This window comes from Klebsiella sp. CN_Kp113 (assembly GCF_040064585.1).
GTDB classification, from domain to species: domain Bacteria; phylum Pseudomonadota; class Gammaproteobacteria; order Enterobacterales; family Enterobacteriaceae; genus Klebsiella; species Klebsiella michiganensis.
In genome coordinates this window covers 77,387-100,079 of record NZ_JBEAID010000032.1, presented here as the reverse complement: position 1 = coordinate 100,079, position 22,693 = coordinate 77,387, and the positions used below count along the sequence as shown (strand labels likewise).

Genomic DNA, 22,693 nt, shown 5'->3' with positions numbered 1-22,693 from the left:
GAAAATGACGTATCACGCTGTAAGCGCCGCCATGCGCCATAAGGTGCGGCGGCAGTTAAAAGACGTGGAGCAGCGCTACGGCGTCAGAGTGCTCTACGCCTGCGAATCCGGCAGCCGGGGCTGGGGCTTTGCCTCGCCGGACAGCGATTATGATGTGCGGTTTCTCTACGTTCACCCGCTGGAGTGGTACCTGCGGGTGGATCCCCCGCGCGATGTTATTGAGCTGCCCATCGACGATGAGCTGGACGTCTGCGGCTGGGAGTGGCGCAAGGCGCTGGGTCTGCTGAAAGGGGCGAACCCGACGCTGATCGAATGGCTGGATTCACCGGTGGTGTATCAGCAGGATGACGCGACGGTTCAGGCGCTGAAGAAAGTGATACCGCATTGGTTTTCTCCGGTTCGCGCCCGCTGGCATTACTATTCGATGGCCCGTAAAAATTTCCGCGGCTATCTGCAAGGCGAACGAGTGCGGCTGAAAAAGTACTTTTACGTACTGCGCCCGCTGCTGGCCGTCCGCTGGGTTGAGGCGGGAAAAGGTGTGCCGCCGATGCGCTTTGATGAACTGCTGGCAGGAAGCGAGCTGGAAGCGGGTCTACGTGCGGAAATAGACGAGCTGCTGGAACGTAAACAGCGTGCAGGAGAGGCGGAAAACGGCCCGCGTCGACCGCTGCTGCATGCGTTTATTCAGTCCGAGCTGCTCAGAGGCGCAATCCCGCCAGCGCTGCCTGAGAGCCGGAGCGGTGATGTCAGGGAGTTGGACAGATTGCTGATGACCACGGTGATGGGAAACTAAAAATGGCCCGGCAGAAATGGCGGGCCATTTTATTCGCTATTACTCGAACAGATTATGATGCAGCTTCTGCACCACTTTTTCGGCATCCGCACCCGGGACCAGGAAGCACAGGTTATGGCTGGATGCGCCGTAGCAAATCATACGAATATTAAACGGGTCCAGTACGCCAAACACCTCTTTACCGACGCCGCACGCCTTCGACAGTTCATTACCAATGATGGCGACCAGCGCCAGATCCTGCTCGACCTCAACGCGGCACAGAGAGGAAAGTTCGGTCAACAGTCCCTGGGTGAGCAGGGTATCGCCAGCCGACGTCGAACCGGTGGTATCCATGGTCAGCGCCACGCTCACTTCCGACGTGGTGATCAGATCGACGGAGATACTGTGGCGGGCCAGAATACTGAATACCTCGGCCAGAAAACCGCGTGAGTGCAGCATATTCAGGCTGTGCAGGGTTAGCAGCGTCTGCTTGCGGCGCAGCGCCAGCGCGCGGAACAGCGGCGGGTTTTCGGTGTTTTTGCACACCAGCGTGCCGCCGGCTTTCGGCTCTTTGCTGGAGCCGACGAATACCGGAATATCGCTGCGCACGGCGGGGAGCAGGGTAGCCGGATGCAGGACCTTCGCGCCAAAGGTCGCCATTTCCGCCGCTTCTTCAAAAGCGATAACGTCAATGCGTTTGGCCGCCGGGGCGACGCGCGGGTCGGTGGTATAGATACCCGGAACATCGGTCCAGATGTCGACGCGGGTGGCGTTTAGCGCTTCGCCGAGTAGCGCGGCGGTATAGTCGCTGCCGCCGCGGCCAAGCGTGGTGGTGCGGCCTTTGGCTTCGCTGCCAATAAAGCCCTGGGTGATCACCACGCCTTCCGCAAGACGCGGGGCCAGCAGCTGCTGGGTTAATTCGGATAAGGCGGCAATATCCGGTTCCGCGCGGCCAAAGCGGTCGTTGGTGCGCATAATTTTGCGCACGTCGAACCACTGGGCGGCGATGCCGCGCTCGCGCAGGATCTCGACAAACAGCAGAGTAGACATCAGTTCGCCGTGGCTGACCAGTTCGTCGGTTAACGCGGTTGAACTGGCCAGGGAGGCGGCTTCCGCCAGGGTGGTGATGTTTTCCAGCAGGCGCTCAATTTCATCGCGAATAACGTTGGGATAGCGCAGACGCTCCAGAATGTTGAACTGGATTTGACGCATGGCATCGAGCTTCGCGAAACGTTCGCCGGGTTCCAGCCCTTCCGCTAAGGCGACCAGCAGGTTGGTCACCCCCGCTGAGGCGGAAAGCACCACCACGCGGGTATTGGCGTCCAGCAGCGCGACGTCCACGCTGCGGTTCATGGCATCAAAATCGGCAACGCTGGTGCCGCCGAACTTGGCTACAACTAAGTCTGTCATAACAACCTCGTGTCAGGGGGCCTGACTTATTAAAACGATTCCAGAAAACCAATCCTGGCGGGGCTGGACGCAACCGGATTGCAATAAAATGTCTTAATAAGCCAGGCCAAATTATTCAGCCATGGCACAAGGGAAGAGCGAAAAACAGGGTGGGCGCAGAGCGATAAACAAACTACGATGTCACCCAGAAGTGCTCCACCTTGTAGACCCGCTTGCCGATGCTGTGCATCAGACGGCGAGTATGAAACGCCCGACTGCGAACGTTTCTGGTGACAACCCAGGGGATTCAGCCCCTGTGGCCGGTGATGAGCGTAACCAGACGCTTATTCACCTCGGCGTTGCTCCCCCTCACGTATTTTCCCCGGACTGGCTCCTCCAATACGGTTACCTGGGCAACGCACCTCTTCTGGCAATTACCGACGTCTTTCACTTTGCCAGGGGGACGCGGGACATTATACCCCCCTGCAATACCCTTTCGCTGTAGCGTGAAATGCGCGATCCATACCTACCTACGTATATGTAGGTACTGCCGTTATATAAAGGCTTCAGGCGAAGTATGTCAACGTCAGGGTTATGCGGATTTTTCATGCGCGAGTCGCTGACAGAAAAAAGCCTTATGATGTCTATACTATGAGGGGCGATTTGCGCCAAATTGGCTCTAATCCTGACGCGTATCATCGGCATAACACAAAAATCATCACAATTTTTCGTCACCGGCGCTACAATCGACCGCAGTCACAATTCTCAAATCAGAAGAGTATTGCTAATGAAAAACATCAACCCAACGCAGACCTCTGCCTGGCAGGCATTACAGAAACACTTTGATGAAATGAAAGACGTTACCATCGCGGATCTGTTCGCGAAGGATAGCGATCGTTTCTCTAAATTCTCCGCCACGTTCGACGATCTGATGCTGGTGGATTTTTCCAAAAACCGCATCACCGAAGAGACGCTGGCAAAACTGCAGGACCTGGCCAAAGAGACCTTCCTGGCAGACGCCATTAAATCCATGTTCTCCGGCGAGAAGATTAACCGCACGGAAGACCGCGCGGTGCTGCACGTTGCGCTGCGTAACCGCAGCAATACTCCGATTCTGGTTGATGGCAAAGACGTGATGCCGGAAGTGAACGCCGTGCTTGAGAAGATGAAAACCTTCTCCGAAGCCATTATCTCCGGCAGCTGGAAAGGCTACACCGGTAAAGCGATTACCGACGTCGTCAACATCGGTATCGGCGGCTCCGACCTCGGCCCGTTCATGGTGACCGAAGCGCTGCGCCCGTACAAAAATCACCTGAATATGCATTTTGTTTCTAACGTCGATGGTACCCACATTGCCGAAGTGCTGAAAACGGTGAACCCGGAAACTACCCTGTTCCTGGTCGCGTCGAAAACCTTTACTACTCAGGAAACCATGACCAATGCCCACAGCGCGCGCGACTGGTTCCTGGCGACCGCCGGCGATGAGAAGCACGTCGCGAAACACTTCGCCGCGCTCTCGACCAACGGTAAAGCGGTTGGCGAGTTCGGTATTGATACCGCCAATATGTTTGAGTTCTGGGACTGGGTTGGCGGCCGTTACTCTCTGTGGTCAGCCATCGGCCTGTCCATCATCCTGTCCGTCGGCTTCGACAACTTTGTTGAGCTGCTCTCCGGCGCGCACGCGATGGACAAACACTTCTCCACCACGCCGGCTGAGAAAAACCTGCCGGTGCTGCTGGCGCTGATCGGTATCTGGTACAACAACTTCTTCGGCGCTGAAACCGAAGCGATTCTGCCGTACGACCAGTATATGCACCGTTTTGCCGCCTACTTCCAGCAGGGCAACATGGAATCCAACGGTAAATACGTTGACCGTAACGGCAACGCCGTGGATTACCAGACGGGCCCAATCATCTGGGGCGAGCCGGGGACCAACGGTCAGCACGCGTTCTACCAGCTGATTCACCAGGGGACCAAAATGGTGCCTTGCGACTTTATCGCGCCGGCGATTACGCATAACCCGCTGTCCGATCACCATCCGAAGCTGCTGTCTAACTTCTTTGCGCAGACCGAAGCGCTGGCGTTTGGTAAATCCCGCGAAGTGGTTGAGCAGGAATATCGCGATCAGGGTAAAGATCCGGCGACCCTGGAACACGTGGTGCCGTTCAAAGTGTTTGAAGGCAACCGCCCCACCAACTCCATCCTGCTGCGTGAAATTACGCCGTTCAGCCTGGGCGCGCTGATTGCCCTGTATGAGCACAAAATCTTCACCCAGGGCGTGATTATGAACATCTTCACCTTCGACCAGTGGGGCGTTGAGCTGGGCAAACAGCTGGCTAACCGCATCCTGCCGGAGCTGAAAGATGGTTCCGAAGTGAGCAGCCACGATAGCTCCACTAACGGCCTGATTAACCGCTATAAATCCTGGCGCGCATAATCGCTAAAACGTTCGCAATGCCGGCCCATGTGGCCGGCATTTTTGTTATAGCCGCCGCAGCAGCTTTGCCGGGTTCCCGGCCCACACGCCTTTCTCCGTAATGGATTTGGTCACCACGCTGCCCGCGCCAATCACGACCCCATCGCAGATGCTGACCGCCAGAATGGTTGCGCCGCTGCCGATAGACACATCGTTGCCAATCACAATTCTTCCCCAGCTCTCGCGGTCGGCGTTGGGCTTTCCCTCGCGGAACATATCGTTGGCGAACATCACGCCGTGGCCGATAAAACAGCGCTCGCCGATGGTCACGTACTCGCAGATAAAGGTATGGGACTGAATTTTGCTGTCGTTGCCGATACGGGTATGGCCCTGAATCTCTACAAACGGCCCGACGAAGACGTTATCGCCAAGCGTGCAGTCGTAGAGGTTGGCGGGCTGGTAAATCACCACGTTTTCGCCGCTGGCGACGTTGCGAATGGCGGTTTCACGAAGGGTATGCATGCTGCCTCTCAGATTGGTTTAGCCAGAATATGGAGTGTGCTTTCCTGGGTTGCAGAATGAAATGCCACATCCTTTACGTGCTGCATCCCCTGACGTTCATAAAAACGGCGGGCACCGGTATTCGCGGCGAGCACTTCCAGCCATAGCCAGCTTTCACCGGTCTCTTTCGCTCGCTTCTCGACGGCGCGAAAAATCTGCTCGCCGTAGCGATGCCCGGTAGCGTCAGGTAATAGATAGAGTTTATGCAATAGCGTACCCGTTGGGCCTTCGGGGTTGATGTCCTGGCGGCAGGCATATTTAGCAAAGCCAATTGGCTCCTCTGCCTCAGCAATCAACCAGCAGCACTGCGGATCGGCCAGGCTGTGCGCCAGCGCGGCCATGGAATACTCTTGCTGCAGGTAGTGCTCCATTTCATCGGCGTTGTGCCAGAGGTGGGCAAAGTGGTGGCGATAGCTGGCATTGGCCATCTGGTTGAGTAAAGCCGCATCTTCCGGACGTGCAAGACGAATCTTTAGCATTCTGCGTTCCTCGCAAAGAAGTGGCGATATTTTGCCCGTAAAGTTCGCTGCGGGTAAACCTCAAAAGTGGGGGGGATAAGAAGTGGCCGGAGGGTGGCCTCCGGCCGGGGATCAGGCGACGGCGATGGCTTCGATCTCAATGCCCGCATCTTTAGGCAGTCTGGCGACTTCGACGCAGGAACGGGCCGGAAAGGCCGTGTTGTGTTCGGTGAAGAACGCTTCATACACCGCGTTGATGGTGGCGAAGTCATTCAGATCCTTGACGAAGACCATCGTCTTAACGATGTTTTTCACCTGCAAACCCGCCGCTTCAACGATAGCCTTAACGTTGTCCAGCGACTGTCGCGTCTGCTGAGCGATGTCGTCAGACATGGTGCCGTCCTGCGGATTGACCGGGAGCTGCCCTGAGGTCATCGTCATGGTACCCAGATTTACTCCCTGAACATACGGGCCAATGGCGGCAGGCGCAGCGGCGGTGGTAATTATCATTCTGTTGATTCCTTCTGATAGGTGATTACATGAAATAGTTGAGCAAAACCAGTGAACCGACGCCGCTGACGACGACCCAGACCAGGCCCAGGCGGAAGCTGGCGAGCGTGCAGATAATCGCGGCGATCACCTTCGGGTTTTTCAAATCGAACTCCATGCTGGAGTTCACGCTCAGGATCTGAATCGTGATGATGGCCGGCAGCACGGTCACCGGCACAAAACGCAGCGTTTTGCTGACCCGGCTCGACATCTGAATCTTCCCGGCGAGGCCAATGAACGAGAAGCGAATAAGAAAGGTCACGGCGGCCATGCCAAGCGTCAGGGCGATAAAAAAGCTATTACTCATTTTCCAGCGCTCCTTCGAGAGAGAGTTTGTCAGCGGCCTGCGCCTGTTTACGCTCTTCGGCGAGATCGACGCTCAGGCCCGCCATTACGCCCAGTACGGACGCGACGACGATACCTAACGAGTAGGGCAGTACGACCAAAAGTACCCCGGATACGGCAGCAACAACGGCGGCGACGGTGCAGGCCTGGCTTTTGATTTGTGGGACCACGATGGCGATAAATGCGGCGACCATCGCGAAGTCCAGACCATATTTTTCAATGTGCGGAAAAGAGGCGCCAACCAGAGCGCCAAGGAAATCGGCCAGCACCCAGGCGAACCAAAACGTCAGCATTGCTGAAAAATAGAAAAGATATTTATCTTTTTTATTCTCCTCCATCTCTTTCACCGTCGTGGCGTACACTTCATCGGTCAGGGCATACGCCATAAAGCATTTTTTAAAGAAGGAGGCTTCGCGTACCGTACTGGAAATAGAGGCGCTATAAAGCACATGGCGAAGATTAATAATCAGCGTGGTGAATATAATCACCCCAAGGCTCGCTCCGGTTTTTAGCATATTTAACGCCAGCATTTGTGCCGAACCGGCGATGACAATCGTCGACCATGCCGTACTTTGCCAGATACTCATCCCGGCGCTAACGCTTAGCGCGCCGACAATAAATGAAAACGGAAAGTCGCCGATGCACAGGGGAAGTATGGCGCTCATACCCCGTAGAATCACTTTTTTGTTCATAAACAATACCTGTTGTATTCAGGAGATTAATTATTTGTGTAAGGTACATTAAAACGCTAATTAATGATTACTTTGCTACCATAATGTTGATGATTTCTTTATCGGTATAGGCCATAGGCTTAATTACCAGACGGCAGAGATTATTAATAGTCTGCTCAACGTCAGCGCAAACAATGCCGTCATTAGAGCCAGCGCAGCTATTTTGCATCGCCATCAGTACGGCCTTAAAGGCGCTGGAAACCACGGACGACACTTTCATTGCGCAGCTATTAGAGGCGCCATCACAAATCATGCCGGTAATATCGCTGATCATATTAATAATAGCGGTATTAATTGTTTGCAGGTCACGGGTAAATAACCACGCCATGCCAGCCGCGGCGCCCATCGCTGCCGTGGACGCCGCGCATAGCGCGGAGAGACGCGTATAGCGGGAGTGGATCGATATGGCGGTCAGGTGGGAGAGCGCCAGCGCCCGCGCGAGGGTCTCTTCATCGGCGTTAAGATGCTCCGCGACCGTCACTACCGGCATGGTGGCGGCGATACCCTGGTTACCGGAACCAAAGTTAGACATCGCGACGACGGGGGCTCCGCCCATTCGTGCGTCGGATGCGGCGACGGTATTGATGATGACTTTACTCAGCAGGTCGTTGCTGAGCAGGCCATTTTTTACCGCATCAGAGAAGGTGCCGTTGATGTTCAAGCCGTATTTTTTGCTTTTACCTTCCTCCGCCAGCGCCGAATTGAGCCGGGCGGCTTCGAGAATAAATGCGATGTCGGCGAATTCGACCTCGTTAATAAAATTAAAGGCTTCCGCAAGCGAGAAGGTTGCTAATGTTTCCTGCTGCGTTACCGTACTCTGTTTGTCCGCCAGCACCTGCGCTTCGCCATTAATATACAGCTCAACGATATTGGTATGCGTGCCCTTGACCACCACGCGGCAGCTCTTTTCGCCACCCGTTAGCGTCAGATCCAGATGAATAAAGTCAGGAGTATCTTTCACGCTAATATTGACCTGGCCATCGGCAATTAACATCTGGGCTAATTCAACATGCCGTTCGGTAATTCCCTCCAGCGTTTTTAAACCTTTATCCGCATCGCCACCAAATGCGCCAATTGCGGCTGCGAGCGCCACCCCGCTGACGGAAGTGCCCGGAATAGTTACGCCCATCGCATTCTTGTACAGGTTCGCAGAAATAAAGCCGCTAATGTTTTGACAAGCCGTATCTAAATGTTTTGCAGCGTAAGCGGCGGTAAAAGAAATAGCAACGGGTTCCGTACAGCCTAATGCCGGAGCCACTTCTTTTTTTAGCCAGTTTATAAACAGGGATGAGTGTTCAGTAGTCATGTTTTATATCGTTCCGCTAACGAGGGTTTATTAATCTGCGAGTATGCTAAGTCAATTTCTAAGGAAAAACTTACTCTAATGCGGGCGTAATTTATGCCTGAAAGAGAAAAATATTCGCTTATTACAATATTGTAAAATTGTGATCTTATTATGGTTAATTAACTGATTTGACGGGTATTTATATTCTGTTTTTTGAACATAAAAAGGGATTTAGTTAACTACCTCACAGCGTTGCCGAAAGTAAAAATTTCTCTTTTTACGTATTTCATCGGAGATGAGAAAGGCAAGCAGTGGAAAGAAGGGACTCACAAATGTAGATCTGGATCACATTTTTGCGTTATACAGGTCACAGGAAATCATGATGATGAGGTGTACCTATGCCGCCGGTTTATCGTCCGTTGGTGAGTTTTATTGCAACCGCAATGCAAACCGTTTTGAATCTTGGCCTGCTGTGCCTGGGGGTCATTCTGATCGTATTTCTGGGAAAGGAGACGCTGCATCTGGCGCACGTCCTGTTCACCCCGGAGCCTGTCAGCAAGTACAAGCTGGTGGAAGGGCTGGTGGTCTACTTCCTCTATTTCGAGTTTATCGCGCTGATAGTGAAGTACTTTGAGTCGGGATTTCACTTCCCGCTGCGCTACTTTGTCTATATCGGCATCACCGCAATCGTCCGCCTGATCATTATCGATCATGAGTCGCCTATGGCGGTGCTGATTTACTCCGCGGCGATCCTGATTCTGGTGATAACGCTCTGGCTGTGTAACTCCAACCGTCTGAAGCGCGAATAAAAAAAGCGGCCTCCAGGGCCGCTGACCAACAGTCACAAATAGAATTTATGTAGGGTCCAGTTGAGGATAGCAGTGGCATTTGCCTTACTTTTTCAGCTGAGGGCGACGGCGGTAATACCCGGTTGGGGTCGCGCATTACCGCTAAACCGTCGGCCCTCATCTGAAATTTGGGGCGGGTGTTACAAAAAAATTAACCTTTCACTCCGCCAGCCGTCAGGCCGTTAACCAACCAGCGCTGGGCCAGCAGGAACACCACGGTAATCGGAATGGCGGAAAGCACCGCCGCGGCGGCAAAGTCGCCCCACAGATAGTTCTGCGGGTTGAGATACTGTTGCATTCCGACCGCAAGGGTATAGCTGTTCACATCGCGCAGCAGCAGGGAGGCCACCGGCACTTCGGTAATCGCCGCGATGAACGACAGAATAAACACCACCGCCAGAATCGGTACCGACAGCGGGAGCAGCACGAGGCGGAAAGCCTGCCATGGGGTCGCACCGTCCAGCGCCGCCGCTTCTTCCAGCGAGCCGTCGATGGTTTCGAAGTAACCTTTGATTGTCCAGACGTGCAGCGCGATACCGCCCATATAGGCGAAGATGACGCCGCCGTGGGTATTCAGGCCGACGAACGGCACGTACTGGCCGAGACGGTCAAACAGGGCGTACAGCGCGACCAGCGACAGCACCGCGGGGAACATCTGGAAAATCAGCATCCCTTTCAGCAGCGTTGCTTTACCCGGGAAGCGCATGCGGGCAAAAGCGTAAGCGCAGGTGGTAGAAAGCGCGACGATGCCAATGGCGGTAATGCCTGCCACCTTGATGGAGTTCCACAGCCACAGCAGCACCGGGAAGGGGGGCGGCGTGACGCGACCATCAGCGTGTTCGACGCTGAAGCCGAGCGCCAGCCGCCAGTGCTCCCAGGAGATACTTTCGGGGATCAGGCTACCGGTGGCGAAGTTCCCTTCGCGCAGAGAGATAGCGATGACCATCAGCAGCGGGAACATAATCGCCGCGATAAAAATCAGCAGCAGGAGGTGCGTCGTGAACAGGCGCAGCTTCTGAGATTTGGGTTGAACCATAGCCATAATCGTTATCTCCCTTAATCAAACTTCATACGTGTGGCTTTCAGGTTAACAATCGCCAGGGCGCCTACCAGCAGGAAGATCAGCGTGGCGATAGCCGCCGCAAGGCCGAAGTCCTGACCGCCGCCGCCTTCAAAGGCGATACGGTAGGTATAGCTCACCAGCAGGTCGGTGTAGCCCGCCGGCGTGGTGGTGCCGAGCCGGTCCGGCCCGCCGTTGGTCAACAGCTGAATCAGCACGAAGTTGTTAAAGTTAAAGGCGAAGCTGGCGATCATCAGCGGCGTCAGCGGCTTGATCAGCAGCGGCAGCGTAATTTTGAAGAAGTTCTGGAACGGCGTAGCGCCATCCATTGCCGAGGCTTCATATAAATCGTCAGGAATCGCTTTCAGCAGGCCCATGCACAGGATCATCATGTACGGATAGCCCAGCCAGGTGTTGACGATGATAATCATGGTACGCGCGGTGGTCGGGTCGCTAAACCAGGCCGGCTTGATGCCGAACAGCGCGCTGAGCATCATGTTGATCTCACCAAAGCTCTGGTTGAACAACCCTTTGAAAATCAGAATCGAGATAAACGACGGTACGGCGTAAGGCAGAATCAGCAGTACGCGGTAAATCGCTTTACCTTTCAGGGCTTCCCACTGGACGAGACAGGCGAGCACCATGCCGACCGCAACGGTGAGAATCACGGTCAGAACGGAGAACACCACCGTCCAGACGAAAATCGCGAAGAACGGTTTCTGGATGCCTTCATCCTGGAACACGCGAGTGAAGTTATCCCAGCCGATGGTCACGGTGTAGCCCGGGCTGAGCTTTTCGCTGCCCCAGCTACCGTCGGCGTTCATCGCCTGATAGAAACCGACCTCGGCGTTCGGACGGTATTTCACGCCGCTCTGGTTGTTGGTCAGCGTGCCGTCACTGGCCAGCGCGTACAGCGGCTGGGTACCGGAGAACTGACGCAGGGAGCTCATAATGACTTTGCTTTCATCCGGCAACACGGCGGTCAGCTGGTTCAGGGCGGTACGGTTTTGCGTAATCACGCGCAGCGTGGCGCGCTCGCCTTCCGGCAGGGCGTCTGCCTCTTTTAAGGCCAGCTTCTGTTCGCCGCCGAATTTAAAGGCGTCGGAAAGATAGTTTTTGCCGCTTTCGCCGTCGGTCAGCGCCAGCTTCCACTCATCTCCCGCCGGATAAAGCGCGAAGTTGTAGGATTTGCCCGCCTGGAAGGAGCGGTCCATCAGCACCTGTTGGGCGCGTTCGAAGGTCAGCTGGTTAGTGCTGCTGTAGTTGGTGAAAGCGATAGCGATAGTGCAGATCAGCGGGAACAGGACGAACAGCCCCATCCCGGCGAGACCCGGATAGACATAGCGCCAGGCGTAGGCCTTGCGATTGGAAAAAATATACAGGCCAACCGAGCTCAAAATCAGCGTCATGATGGCAAACAGGTACTCCCCCTGGGCGTACATCAAAACAACAAGGTAACCCACCAGCAGGCACAGCAAGCCGATCACAGACCATGTGAGCTGCGGGCTTTGCCACCAGTGCTTCTTTTTCACGACATCCATGGGGATCATCCTCTTTACACTTTATCCTTCGCGCTACCTCTTTGTTGGCTGCGGATGCGCACCCCAGTCACTTACTGATGTAAGCGCCTGGGGATTTGCATCCTTGCCGCCTCGATGTAGCGCGAATGATTTCGCGTAACAACGTATTCAACAAACCTTATTCCCTAAGAAATAAGGGAAACCGTATTACTTGGTGATACGAGCCTGTGCGTCTTTCAGCGCCGCATCGACGGTCTGGCGACCGCTAGCTGCGTTGATCACTGCGGTACGAACGGCATACCAGAAGGCGGACATCTGCGGAATATTCGGCATGATTTCACCTTTCTGGGCGTTAGCCATGGTAGCGGCGATACGCGGATCTTTTTCCAGTTTTTCCTGGAAGGATTTCAGCGCGACCGCGCCCAGCGGTTTGTCCTTGTTCACTTCATCCAGACCCTGATCGGTCATCAGGTAGTTTTCGAGGAACTCTTTCGCCAGTTCTTTGTTCGGGCTGGCGGCGTTAATACCGGCGCTCAGTACGCCAACGAACGGTTTAGACGGGTTGCCTTTGAAGGTCGGCAGCAGGGTAACGCCGTAGTTAACCTTGCTCTTATCGATGTTAGACCACGCCCACGGACCGTTGATGGTCATCGCGGTTTCGCCTTTGTTGAATGCCGCTTCCGCGATGGAGTAGTCGGTGTCGGCGTTCATATGTTTGTTCTTGATAAGGTCGACCAGGAAGGTCAGGCCCGCTTTCGCGCCAGCGCTATCCACGCCTACGTCTTTCACGTCGTACTTGCCGTTTTCAAACTTGAATGCATAACCGCCGTCGGCGGCGATCAGCGGCCAGGTGAAGTACGGTTCTTGCAGGTTGAACATCAGCGCGCTCTTACCTTTCGCTTTCAGTTCTTTATCCAGCGCCGGGATCTCTTCCCAGGTTTTCGGCGGGTTTGGCACCAGGTCTTTGTTATAGATCAGCGACAGCGCTTCAACGGCAACCGGGTAGGCAATCAGCTTGCCGTTATAGCGAACCGCATCCCAGGTGAACGGATAGAGTTTGTCCTGGAACGCTTTATCCGGGGTGATTTCCGCCAGCAGGCCGGACTGCGCGTAGCCGCCAAAACGGTCGTGAGCCCAGAAGATGATGTCAGGGCCGTCGCCGGTCGCGGCAACCTGCGGGAATTTCTCTTCCAGCTTATCCGGATGCTCTACGGAGACTTTAATGCCGGTGTCTTTTTCAAACTTTTTACCCACTTCAGCGAGGCCGTTGTAGCCTTTGTCGCCGTTAATCCAGATAACCAGCTTACCTTCTTCGATTTTTGCGAGGGCAGAGGCGGAAAACATCATCGTGGTCAATGCAGACAGCGCGAGGATGCGAGCGCCAGTTTTGATTTTCATATACCCGTCCTATTTGGTGATGTGCTCGTGGATACACTTGAGTGGCTTAACGGTGATGAGTTTCCTTTTTTAACAACCTCTTTCCATCCTCCCCATGTCTACGCCCCATCCCCCGATAGTGTGATCTCCATTGCAGAAATGCCGGTTATGAGTCCTGGAGCACATAAAAAGGCGGCCAATTTTGCAGGCTACATCACGAAATCGACGTCCGTCCGTCCCCCCCGGCGGCGAGAAGCAATCTCTCATCCTCCCGCCTCCTCCCCCATAAAAAAGCCGGGGGGTGGAGGATTTACCCTATTTATGAATGCCGCATAGTCAGCCCATCTTGAATGTGTCGTTAAGTGACAGGTTGTAACGAAGGGAGAAGGGCATGGCGAGCGTACAGCTGCGAAATGTAACGAAAGCCTGGGGTGACGTAGTGGTATCGAAAGATATCAATCTCGAGATCCAGGATGGGGAGTTCGTCGTGTTTGTTGGGCCATCAGGCTGCGGCAAATCCACCCTGCTGCGTATGATTGCCGGGCTGGAAACGGTGACCAGCGGCGATCTGCTGATTGGCGATACCCGAATGAATGATGTCCCGCCCGCCGAGCGCGGTATCGGGATGGTGTTTCAGTCTTATGCGCTTTACCCCCACCTTTCCGTTGCGGAAAACATGTCTTTTGGCCTGAAGCTGGCCGGCGCCAAAAAAGAGCTGATTAACCAGCGCGTGACTCAGGTGGCGGAAGTTCTTCAGCTGGCCCATCTGCTGGAGCGTAAACCGAAAGCGCTTTCCGGCGGTCAGCGTCAGCGCGTGGCGATTGGCCGTACTCTGGTGGCTGAACCGCGCGTGTTCCTGCTGGATGAACCGCTCTCTAACCTCGATGCCGCGCTGCGCGTGCAGATGCGCATTGAGATTTCCCGTCTGCATAAGCGTCTTGGCCGCACGATGATTTACGTGACCCACGACCAGGTCGAAGCGATGACCCTGGCCGACAAGATTGTGGTGCTGGACGCCGGTCGCGTCGCGCAGGTCGGGAAGCCTCTCGAACTCTATCACTACCCGGCGGATCGTTTCGTCGCGGGCTTTATTGGCTCGCCGAAGATGAACTTCCTGCCGGTGAAAGTCACCGCTACCGCCATTGAGCAGGTGCAGGTGGAGCTGCCAAACCGTCAGCAGGTCTGGCTGCCGGTGGACAGCGCCCGCGTTCAGGTCGGCGCCAACATGTCCTTAGGGATTCGCCCGGAACATCTGCTGCCCAGCGATATCGCCGACGTCACCCTTGAAGGTGAAGTTCAGGTGGTCGAACAGCTCGGCCACGAAACGCAAATTCATATCCAGATCCCATCCATCCGTCAAAACCTGGTTTACCGCCAGAACGACGTGGTGCTGGTAGAAGAGGGAGCCACATTCGCCATCGGTTTGCCGCCGGAGCGCTGCCATTTATTCCGTGAGGATGGCACCGCTTGTCGTCGGCTGCATAAAGAGCCGGGCGTGTAAGGCTTCTAACTAAAAAAAAACACAAAACCATTCGCGCTGCATCGAGGCGGCAAGGGAATGAATCCCTGGGAGCGTACAAAAGTACGTGACCAGGGTGAGTGAGCGCAGCCAACAAAGAGGCAGCCCGAAGGGTGAAGTGTTCAAAGAAAAGCAATGATCTCAGGAGATAGAATGATGATTACTCTGCGCAAACTTCCACTGGCGGTCGCCGTTGCGGCAGGCGTTATGTCTGCTCAGGCGCTGGCCGTTGATTTCCACGGCTACGCTCGTTCTGGTATCGGCTGGACCGGCAGCGGCGGTGAGCAACAGTGCTTCAAAGCCACGGGTGCTCAAAGCAAATACCGTCTTGGCAACGAATGTGAAACCTATGCGGAACTGAAGCTGGGCCAGGAGTTGTGGAAAGAAGGTGATAAGAGTTTTTATTTCGATACTAACGTCGCTTATTCCGTAAATCAGGAAGATGACTGGGAAAGTACCTCTCCGGCGTTTCGTGAAGCTAACATCCAGGGTAAAAACCTGATTGACTGGTTGCCGGGTTCTACCCTGTGGGCCGGTAAGCGCTTCTACCAGCGTCATGACGTTCACATGATCGACTTCTACTACTGGGATATCTCCGGCCCGGGTGCGGGTCTGGAAAACGTTGACCTCGGCTTCGGTAAACTCTCTCTGGCGGCCACGCGTAACTCAGAAAGCGGCGGTTCTTACACTTTCTCCAGCGATGACACCAAGAAATTTGCTGCTAAAACCGCAAACGACGTCTTTGACGTGCGTCTGGCCGGTATGGAAATCAACCCGGGCGGCGTACTGGAGTTAGGCGTGGATTATGGCCGCGCTAACCCGCAGGACGATTACCGTCTGGTTGATGGCGCATCAAAAGACGGCTGGATGTTCACCGGTGAACATACTCAGTCTATCTGGGGCGGCTTCAACAAGTTTGTTGTTCAGTATGCGACCGACTCGATGACCTCCTGGAACAGCGGTCACTCCCAGGGAACCAGCATCGATAACAACGGCAGCATGATCCGCGTTCTGGATCACGGCGCGATGGACTTCAACGATGACTGGGGCCTGATGTACGTTGCGATGTACCAGGACGTGGACCTGGACAGCAACAACGGTTCTACCTGGTACACCGTCGGTGTTCGTCCGATGTACAAATGGACGCCGATCATGAGCACCCAGCTGGAAGTCGGTTACGACAACGTGAAATCTCAGCGCACCAGCGAAAACAACAACCAGTACAAAATTACCCTGGCCCAGCAATGGCAGGCGGGTAACAGCGTCTGGTCTCGCCCGGCAATCCGTATTTTCGCGACCTACGCAAAATGGGATGAGAACTGGGGCTACAGCAACACCTCCGGTCTGCAGACTAAAGACGGCAGCGGTAACGGGGTTTACACCTCCAGCCGCGGTAACGATAGCGAAGTGACCTTCGGTGCGCAGATGGAAGTTTGGTGGTAACACCGCCGTAATCATGTAGTGACACGGAGGGGCTCTGCCCCTCCTGATTCTTCAGGATTAGCGCGCTATTGCCTGGCCACCGCTAAACCTACGCTATCCGAGGTGAGAACAATGAAAATGAAGAAAACTCTCGTCGCCCTGTGTTTATCCGCAGGAATGTTGGCATGCGCGCCGGGAATGAGCCTTGCCGACGTCAACTTTGTCCCGCAAAACACCAGCGCAGCGCCCGCCATCCCCGGCGCTGCCCTGCAGCAGCTCGTCTGGACGCCAGTCGATCAATCTAAAACGCAGACCGTTGATTTACTCACGGGCGGCCAGCGCCTGGATGTTGCCGGCATCTCCGGCCCGGTTGCGGCCTGGAGCGTTCCGGCGAATATTGGCGAACTGACCCTGACGCTCACGAGCGAAGTGAATAAGCAAAAACAGATTTTTGCGCCGAACGTGCTGATTCTCGATCAGAATATGACGCCATCCGCGTTCTTCCCCAGCAGCTATTTTACCTATCAGCAGCCCGGCGTAATGACCGCGGATCGGCTTGAAGGCGTCATGCGCCTGACCCCGGCGCTGGGGCAGCAGAAGCTTTACGTGCTGGTCTTTACGACGGAAAAAGATCTACAACAAACCACGACTCTGCTGGATCCGGCGAAAGCTTACGCTAAAGGCGCGGGCAATGCCGTGCCGGATATTCCAGACCCGATTGCCCGCCACACCACCGATGGCGTGCTGAAGCTAAAAGTCAAAACCAATAGCGGCTCCAGCGTGCTGGTTGGTCCACTGTTTGGCTCTTCCGGCAATGGCCCGGTGACCGTCGGCAATACCGCCGCGCCGGTTGTCGCGCCGGCCCCGGCTCCGGCGGCGAAAAGCGAACCGATGCTTGATGACACCGAAACCTATTTCAACAACGGCATTAAGCAGGCGGTTGCGAAAGGCGATATCGATAAGGCCCTGAAATTGATGAACGAAGCTGAACGTCTTGGCTCGAAATCTGCTCGTTCCACCTTTATCAGCAGTGTAAAAGGCAAGGGGTGACCGTCTCCCCGCAATGCTGATGTTTAGGCACAGCCTTTAGGTGCGTCCGTCAGGGCGCACTTTTTTTTAGCGCGCCGCAGCCTCTGTTGCACGGCTGTTGCGCGGATGATCGTATATTGACGTTTGCCCGCCCCCGATGCCCCATTCTGCGATACAATACCTTTACGTTATGTACCGGAGATTCAGGCATGCCACATCCTGCGCTTACGCAACTGCGTGCGCTGCATTATTTTGCCGCTATGCCCCCGCTGGATGCGCATCTGCGCGACTGGCTATTGCTGGAAGACTCAATGACCAAACGCTTTGAGCAGCAGGGGAAGAAAGTCAGCGTCATCATGGTTAACGAAGGTTTTGTTGGACGCGACGCGCTGGCCGGTGAGGCGCCCCTGTTACCGAGCGAACCCCGCTACTGGCTGCGGGAAATCATTCTTTGCGCCAACGGTGAACCCTGGCTGGCCGGGCGCACGATAGTGCCCGAATCAACGCTGAGCGGCCCCGAACTGGCGCTGCAACAGCTGGGGCAAACGCCGTTGGGCCGCTATCTCTTCACGTCATCGACGCTAACCCGTGATTTTATTGAAATTGGTCGTCATGCAGAGCTGTGGGGGCGTCGTTCCCGCCTCCGGTTGAGCGGCAAACCGCTGCTGCTGACGGAACTGTTTTTGCCTGCATCGCCGTTGTATTAAGAGGAAAATGAAATGGAGTGGAGTCTGACGCAGAACAAGCTGCTGGCGTTTCACCGCCTGATGCGTACTGACAAACCGATTGGCGCGCTGCTGCTGCTGTGGCCGACGCTGTGGGCGCTGTGGGTGGCGACGCCGGGGATACCGCCGCTATGGATCCTCGCCGTTTTTGTCGCTGGCGTCTGGCTGATGCGCGCCGCAGGCTGCGTGGTCAACGACTATGCCGATCGCAAGTTTGACGGCCACGTCAAACGGACGGCCCGCCGCCCGTTGCCGAGCGGCGACGTTAGCGAAAAGGAGGCGCGGACGCTGTTTGTCGTGCTGGTGCTGCTTTCGTTCCTGCTGGTGTTGACCCTGAACACCATGACCATTCTGCTGTCGGTAGCGGCGCTGGCGCTGGCATGGGTATATCCGTTTATGAAGCGCTATACCCACCTGCCTCAGGTCGTGCTGGGCGCGGCGTTCGGCTGGTCGATCCCGATGGCCTTTTCGGCGGTCAGCGAATCGCTGCCGCTGAGCTGCTGGCTGATGTTCCTCGCCAATATCCTGTGGGCGGTGGCCTACGATACCCAGTATGCGATGGTCGATCGTGATGATGACGTCAAAATCGGTATCAAATCGACGGCGATTCTCTTTGGCGACAACGATCGCTTAATCATCGGTATTTTACAGGTGGCGGTACTGGGTCTGATGGCCGCGGTAGGCTGGCTGAGCGGGCTGGGCTGGGAGTATTACTGGTCGTTGTTTATCGCCGCGGCGCTGTTTGCCTGGCAGCAGAAGCTGATATTTAAACGCGAACGCGATGCCTGCTTTAAGGCGTTTATGAACAATAACTACGTGGGGCTGGTGCTGTTTCTCGGCCTGGCGATGGGATATATGCAGTAGCGCTGTGGGTTTCCCGGCTTGCGGCGTAAACGCCTTAGCCGGGCTACAAAACCGCAGGGTCCGGTAGCCCGGCGCAGGCCGGGACATTTCTTTAAACGTTACGCTTCATCCTGGGTAACGCTTTCAATCGTTAATCGCACATCCGAAGTAATCAGATCCGCCAGCATGCGGTAGATCTTCAACGTCTCTTCCGGCTCGGCGTCCCCGGTATCGCTGATATAGCCTTCGTCACGCAGGGTCAACACCAGCGTGCTGAACACCGCCTTATCGAAGAACTCCGGCGCGTTGATGCCGTGCAGAACGGACAGGCGCTGCGCCACGGTGCGGCTCTCTTTCTCCAGCGAACTGCGGTTGATTGACGGGTTAGCGCTCAGCAGCCAGAAGGTAATGGCGTAGCGCTGCAGCGTTTCGCGCGCGCCTGCGGCCAGCAGTTGCAGAGAACGGGCATGAGACGGATTGACGCTCACCTCATCGTCGTTCAGGGCGATGAGGCCCTGACGCTGCATCTCAGCGAGCAGCGCATCGACGACGCCCGCCAGCTCCGCTTTTTCCCAGCGCAGGAACAGCTCGGCCTTCAGGAACGGATAGAACATCTCGACGTGACGCAGGATTTCGGCACGGGTAATACGACGATGCTGAGTGACGATGGCGGCTAACAGCGACGGCATCACCAGCATATGGGCGATGTTGTTGCGGTAGTAGGTCATCAGGACGGCCTGCTCGCGCGGCAGAATGATGATATCGCCAATGGTATCTTTCTCAACTTCGAACTTGTTCATCTGCAGCGCGTGGTCAATCAGCTCGCTGGCCGAAGCCGCAGGCGTAGTCGCATCCGCTGAATATGGCACGTTGCGCAGCAGGGCGAGATAGCACTCCAGCTGCTCGGTGAGCTGCTCGCGGGTCAGTGAACGCTGACGCGATGCCAGAAGCGCGGTACAGCACAGGTTCATGGCGTTAGCCGCGCCGGCATTATTGATGCGCACCATCAGATCCGAGGCGATATTATTCACCGTCGGGGTCAGCCAGGAAGGGCGAACCGCTTCGATAGGGTCGATAGACTCGCGCCAGTCCGGCACATGCTGGTTCAGATAGGCCATCAGCGGCAGGGGTTCGCCGAAGTTAACGTAGCCCTGGCCGAGATTTCGCAGCTTGCTCAAGCCGCGCAGCATCTGCGGCAGGCTCTCTTTCTCTTTCGTCGCACCGCGTAGCTCTTTGGCGTAGGTACCGACCTCCATCACGTGCTCGTAGCCGATGTAAATCGGCACCAGGGTGATGGGGCGATTACCGCCGCGCAGCATCGCCTGAATGGTCATCGACAGGGTGCCGGTTTTCGGATCCAGCAGGCGTCCGGTACGCGAACGCCCGCCTTCAACGAAATACTCCACCGAATAGCCGCGGCTGAACAGCTCGCCGAGATATTCGCGGAATACGGTTGAGTAAAGCTTATTGCCCTTGAACGTGCGGCGAATAAAGAACGCGCCGCCGCGACGGAAGATCGGACCGGCGGGCCAGAAGTTCAGGTTGATACCGGCGGCGATATGCGGCGGCACCAGGCCCTGATGATAAATGACGTAAGAGAGCAGCAGATAGTCCATATGGCTGCGGTGGCACGGGACATAAACGATCTCGTGGCCTTCATGCGCCAGCTGGCGCACGCGCTCGGCGTTATGCACGTTAATGCCCTGATACAGCCGGTTCCAGGTAAAGCCCAGCACGCGGTCGGTCAGGCGAATCATCTCATAGGAGAAGTTTGCGGCGATCTCTTCCATCAGGGCGATAGCGTTTTGCTGCGCCTTTTCATGAGAAATTTTCTTGCTGCGCGCTTCGTCTTCTACCGCACGGGCAATGGCTTTCGACGCCAGCAGTTTATTAAACAGATCCTGGCGCGCGGGCAGGCGCGGGCCGACCGCCGCCAGACGCTGACGGGCGAAGTGCATGCGCGCCACGCGGGCCAGCTTCTGGGCGATGGTTTTATCGGTACCGTGTTCGTCCGCCATCTTACGCAGCGAGACCGAAGGCGAGAAACGGACAAAGCTGTCGCGGCCCAGCCACAGGACGGCGAAGAATTTCTGAATGCCGTTGAGCATGCGCAGCGGCGGGTTCACCTCGCCTTTTTCACGCCCCGGCGCGCGACCGAACATCACCGAAACCGGCACCATCTGCACGTCAAGATCGGGATGGTTGCGGTGCAAATCCAGGTAGTCGTGAAAGAGCTTGATAGACTCTTCTTTCGGCGTGTAATAGGTAAACACGCGCGGTCCGCCGTGGATAAATACGTAGCGCGGAAGCAGGCCGCCGTCGATCTCGAGCGGCTCCAGCGGGTCCGGTAACTCATGTTCCAGACATTGCGCGCGCAGCGTCAGCAGGTCCGCCTTCGAATTGTAGGGCAGGACATACATAATGGGACGCGAGGTATCCAGGCCTAATTCCTGAGCAGGTTGTGCCGGAATCGACTTGCTTTTTACCAGCGCCCTTAATGGTAAATTCAGTAATTTATAGTAAATTCGTTGCCAGCCAGACATAGACGATGTGAAGCCTCTGGTTAATCATGCAAATGCGCCGCAAGAATAACAGAAAGTGCGCAAAATTTCCGTTGTAACGCGGCAAACGCGTACACTCATTGACGTCATTTACATAAAAAGGTTTGTTTGATGGCCAATAATACCACTGGGTTAACCCGAATTATTAAAGCGGCAGGGTATTCCTGGAAAGGATTCCGGGCGGCGTGGGTCAACGAGGCCGCCTTTCGTCAGGAAGGCATCGCGGCCGTTGTTGCCGTGGCGATCGCCTGCTGGTTAGACGTCGATGCCATCACCCGGGTGCTGTTGATTAGCTCGGTCCTGCTAGTGATGATAGTTGAAATTATCAATAGCGCGATTGAGGCGGTTGTTGACCGTATTGGCCCTGAACATCACGAGCTGTCGGGGCGAGCGAAAGACATGGGATCGGCGGCGGTATTGCTGGCGATCATCATCGCGCTGATCGCGTGGGGAACGCTTTTATGGGCAAACTACCGCTAACGCCTGGCGTAGCGGCTCGCAAAACGGAAAGAAACTCCTGATTTTTGTGTGAAATGTGGTTCCAAAATCACCGTTAGCTGTATATACTCACAGCATAACTGTATATACACCCAGGGGGCGGAATGAAAGCGTTAACGACCAGGCAGCAAGAGGTGTTTGATCTCATTCGGGATCATATCAGCCAGACGGGCATGCCGCCGACGCGTGCGGAGATTGCTCAGCGCTTGGGGTTCCGTTCCCCAAACGCGGCGGAAGAACACCTGAAAGCGCTGGCGCGTAAAGGCGCAATCGAGATCGTTTCCGGCGCCTCCCGCGGTATTCGTCTGCTGACGGAAGAAGAAACGGGTCTGCCGCTTATTGGCCGCGTCGCGGCGGGTGAGCCGCTGCTGGCCCAGCAGCATATCGAAGGTCACTATCAGGTCGATCCGGCTATGTTTAAGCCGAATGCCGATTTTCTGCTGCGCGTTAGCGGGATGTCGATGAAAGACATCGGTATTCTTGATGGCGACCTGCTGGCCGTCCATAAAACGCAGGATGTGCGCAATGGCCAGGTGGTTGTGGCGCGCATCGACGAAGAAGTTACCGTGAAGCGACTGAAAAAGCAGGGTAACGTCGTTGAACTGCTGCCGGAAAACAGCGAATTCTCGCCGATCGTGGTGGACCTTCGCGAGCAAAGCTTCACTATTGAAGGCCTGGCCGTTGGCGTTATCCGCAACGGCAACTGGCAGTAATCTCTTCACCTCGCGGCATCATCACCTGATGCATGATGCTGCGCCGTTTTTCCTCATTTGGGCTCTTTCTCC

General features: G+C 55.6%; 21 protein-coding genes and 1 riboswitch. Of the genes, 10 read left to right on the top strand and 11 right to left on the bottom strand.

The genetic code is table 11. The features are described from left to right. The first annotated feature begins 4 nt into the window (after positions 1 to 4). Positions 5 to 793 (top strand): nucleotidyltransferase domain-containing protein, encoded by a 789-nt coding sequence (locus ABLV30_RS21165; protein ID WP_048262090.1) that lies wholly within the window; start codon positions 5 to 7, stop codon positions 791 to 793. 39 nt (positions 794 to 832) lie between these two features. Here the strand turns inward: ABLV30_RS21165 and lysC are convergent, their stop codons facing one another. Then, positions 833 to 2,182: a lysine-sensitive aspartokinase 3 gene (gene lysC / locus ABLV30_RS21160; protein WP_004097732.1), complete on the bottom strand. Its 1,350-nt coding sequence runs from the start codon at positions 2,180 to 2,182 to the stop codon at positions 833 to 835. A gap of 180 nt (positions 2,183 to 2,362) precedes the next feature. Next, positions 2,363 to 2,596: riboswitch (Lysine riboswitch) on the bottom strand. Positions 2,597 to 2,948: 352 nt separating this feature from the next. On the opposite strand from lysC, the gene pgi reads away from it, so the two are divergent. Further along, entirely contained in the window at positions 2,949 to 4,598 is a 1,650-nt protein-coding gene (gene pgi / locus ABLV30_RS21155; RefSeq protein WP_004097737.1) for a glucose-6-phosphate isomerase, read from the top strand. A 45-nt stretch (positions 4,599 to 4,643) separates the two neighbouring features. On the opposite strand, the gene ABLV30_RS21150 is transcribed toward pgi, so the two are convergent. From ABLV30_RS21150 to ABLV30_RS21125, 6 genes are all read right to left on the bottom strand, one after another. Further along, positions 4,644 to 5,099 (bottom strand): acyltransferase, encoded by a 456-nt coding sequence (locus tag ABLV30_RS21150; protein WP_004097740.1) that lies wholly within the window; start codon positions 5,097 to 5,099, stop codon positions 4,644 to 4,646. Between the two features lie 8 nt (positions 5,100 to 5,107). Beyond that, a complete protein-coding gene (locus ABLV30_RS21145) occupies positions 5,108 to 5,617 on the bottom strand; it encodes a GNAT family N-acetyltransferase (RefSeq protein WP_014227531.1) in 510 nt (169 codons plus the stop codon). 111 nt (positions 5,618 to 5,728) lie between these two features. After that, on the bottom strand, positions 5,729 to 6,106 hold the full coding sequence (locus ABLV30_RS21140; protein WP_232551388.1) for a Rid family detoxifying hydrolase: 378 nt from the start codon (positions 6,104 to 6,106) through the stop codon (positions 5,729 to 5,731). 25 nt (positions 6,107 to 6,131) lie between these two features. Further along, entirely contained in the window at positions 6,132 to 6,452 is a 321-nt protein-coding gene (locus tag ABLV30_RS21135) for an AzlD domain-containing protein (RefSeq protein WP_004097748.1), read from the bottom strand. Next, positions 6,445 to 7,182 (bottom strand): AzlC family ABC transporter permease, encoded by a 738-nt coding sequence (locus ABLV30_RS21130; RefSeq protein WP_004097750.1) that lies wholly within the window; start codon positions 7,180 to 7,182, stop codon positions 6,445 to 6,447. The genes ABLV30_RS21135 and ABLV30_RS21130 overlap by 8 nt, the downstream gene beginning before the upstream one ends. Before the next feature lie 67 nt (positions 7,183 to 7,249). Then, positions 7,250 to 8,527, bottom strand: a complete 1,278-nt coding sequence (locus ABLV30_RS21125) for an L-serine ammonia-lyase, iron-sulfur-dependent, subunit alpha (protein ID WP_025107706.1) — start codon at positions 8,525 to 8,527, stop codon at positions 7,250 to 7,252. Between the two features lie 377 nt (positions 8,528 to 8,904). On the opposite strand from ABLV30_RS21125, the gene psiE reads away from it, so the two are divergent. After that, entirely contained in the window at positions 8,905 to 9,315 is a 411-nt protein-coding gene (gene psiE, locus ABLV30_RS21120) for a phosphate-starvation-inducible protein PsiE (protein WP_004097754.1), read from the top strand. A 190-nt stretch (positions 9,316 to 9,505) separates the two neighbouring features. On the opposite strand, the gene malG is transcribed toward psiE, so the two are convergent. The 3 genes from malG to malE form a co-directional block, all read right to left on the bottom strand. Next, positions 9,506 to 10,396: a maltose ABC transporter permease MalG gene (gene malG / locus ABLV30_RS21115; protein WP_004097756.1), complete on the bottom strand. Its 891-nt coding sequence runs from the start codon at positions 10,394 to 10,396 to the stop codon at positions 9,506 to 9,508. Between the two features lie 14 nt (positions 10,397 to 10,410). Further along, positions 10,411 to 11,955 carry a maltose ABC transporter permease MalF gene (gene malF, locus ABLV30_RS21110; RefSeq protein ID WP_025107705.1) on the bottom strand — a complete coding sequence of 515 codons (1,545 nt, stop codon included), beginning with the start codon at positions 11,953 to 11,955 and terminating at the stop codon, positions 10,411 to 10,413. A gap of 186 nt (positions 11,956 to 12,141) precedes the next feature. Then, positions 12,142 to 13,332 carry a maltose/maltodextrin ABC transporter substrate-binding protein MalE gene (gene malE / locus ABLV30_RS21105; RefSeq protein WP_014227534.1) on the bottom strand — a complete coding sequence of 397 codons (1,191 nt, stop codon included), beginning with the start codon at positions 13,330 to 13,332 and terminating at the stop codon, positions 12,142 to 12,144. Between the two features lie 370 nt (positions 13,333 to 13,702). Between malE and malK the strand changes: the two genes are divergently transcribed. From malK to ubiA, 5 genes are all read left to right on the top strand, one after another. Beyond that, positions 13,703 to 14,812 carry a maltose/maltodextrin ABC transporter ATP-binding protein MalK gene (gene malK, locus ABLV30_RS21100; RefSeq protein ID WP_004097762.1) on the top strand — a complete coding sequence of 370 codons (1,110 nt, stop codon included), beginning with the start codon at positions 13,703 to 13,705 and terminating at the stop codon, positions 14,810 to 14,812. Between the two features lie 171 nt (positions 14,813 to 14,983). Beyond that, entirely contained in the window at positions 14,984 to 16,273 is a 1,290-nt protein-coding gene (locus ABLV30_RS21095; RefSeq protein WP_014227535.1) for a maltoporin, read from the top strand. A gap of 111 nt (positions 16,274 to 16,384) precedes the next feature. After that, entirely contained in the window at positions 16,385 to 17,302 is a 918-nt protein-coding gene (gene malM / locus ABLV30_RS21090; RefSeq protein ID WP_014837132.1) for a maltose operon protein MalM, read from the top strand. A gap of 188 nt (positions 17,303 to 17,490) precedes the next feature. Further along, the gene (gene ubiC, locus ABLV30_RS21085; RefSeq protein ID WP_014227537.1) at positions 17,491 to 17,988 is read left to right on the top strand and encodes a chorismate lyase; all 498 of its coding nucleotides are present in this window, start codon (positions 17,491 to 17,493) and stop codon (positions 17,986 to 17,988) included. Positions 17,989 to 18,000: 12 nt separating this feature from the next. Then, entirely contained in the window at positions 18,001 to 18,870 is an 870-nt protein-coding gene (ubiA, locus tag ABLV30_RS21080; protein ID WP_004097768.1) for a 4-hydroxybenzoate octaprenyltransferase, read from the top strand. 98 nt (positions 18,871 to 18,968) lie between these two features. Here the strand turns inward: ubiA and plsB are convergent, their stop codons facing one another. After that, positions 18,969 to 21,392, bottom strand: coding sequence for a glycerol-3-phosphate 1-O-acyltransferase PlsB (gene plsB, locus ABLV30_RS21075; RefSeq protein WP_025107704.1), 2,424 nt, complete (start codon positions 21,390 to 21,392; stop codon positions 18,969 to 18,971). A gap of 129 nt (positions 21,393 to 21,521) precedes the next feature. On the opposite strand from plsB, the gene ABLV30_RS21070 reads away from it, so the two are divergent. Both ABLV30_RS21070 and lexA read left to right on the top strand, forming a co-directional pair. Next, positions 21,522 to 21,890, top strand: coding sequence for a diacylglycerol kinase (locus tag ABLV30_RS21070; RefSeq protein WP_014227539.1), 369 nt, complete (start codon positions 21,522 to 21,524; stop codon positions 21,888 to 21,890). Between the two features lie 122 nt (positions 21,891 to 22,012). Further along, the gene (lexA, locus tag ABLV30_RS21065) at positions 22,013 to 22,621 is read left to right on the top strand and encodes a transcriptional repressor LexA (protein ID WP_004097774.1); all 609 of its coding nucleotides are present in this window, start codon (positions 22,013 to 22,015) and stop codon (positions 22,619 to 22,621) included. The last annotated feature ends 72 nt before the right edge of the window (positions 22,622 to 22,693 follow it).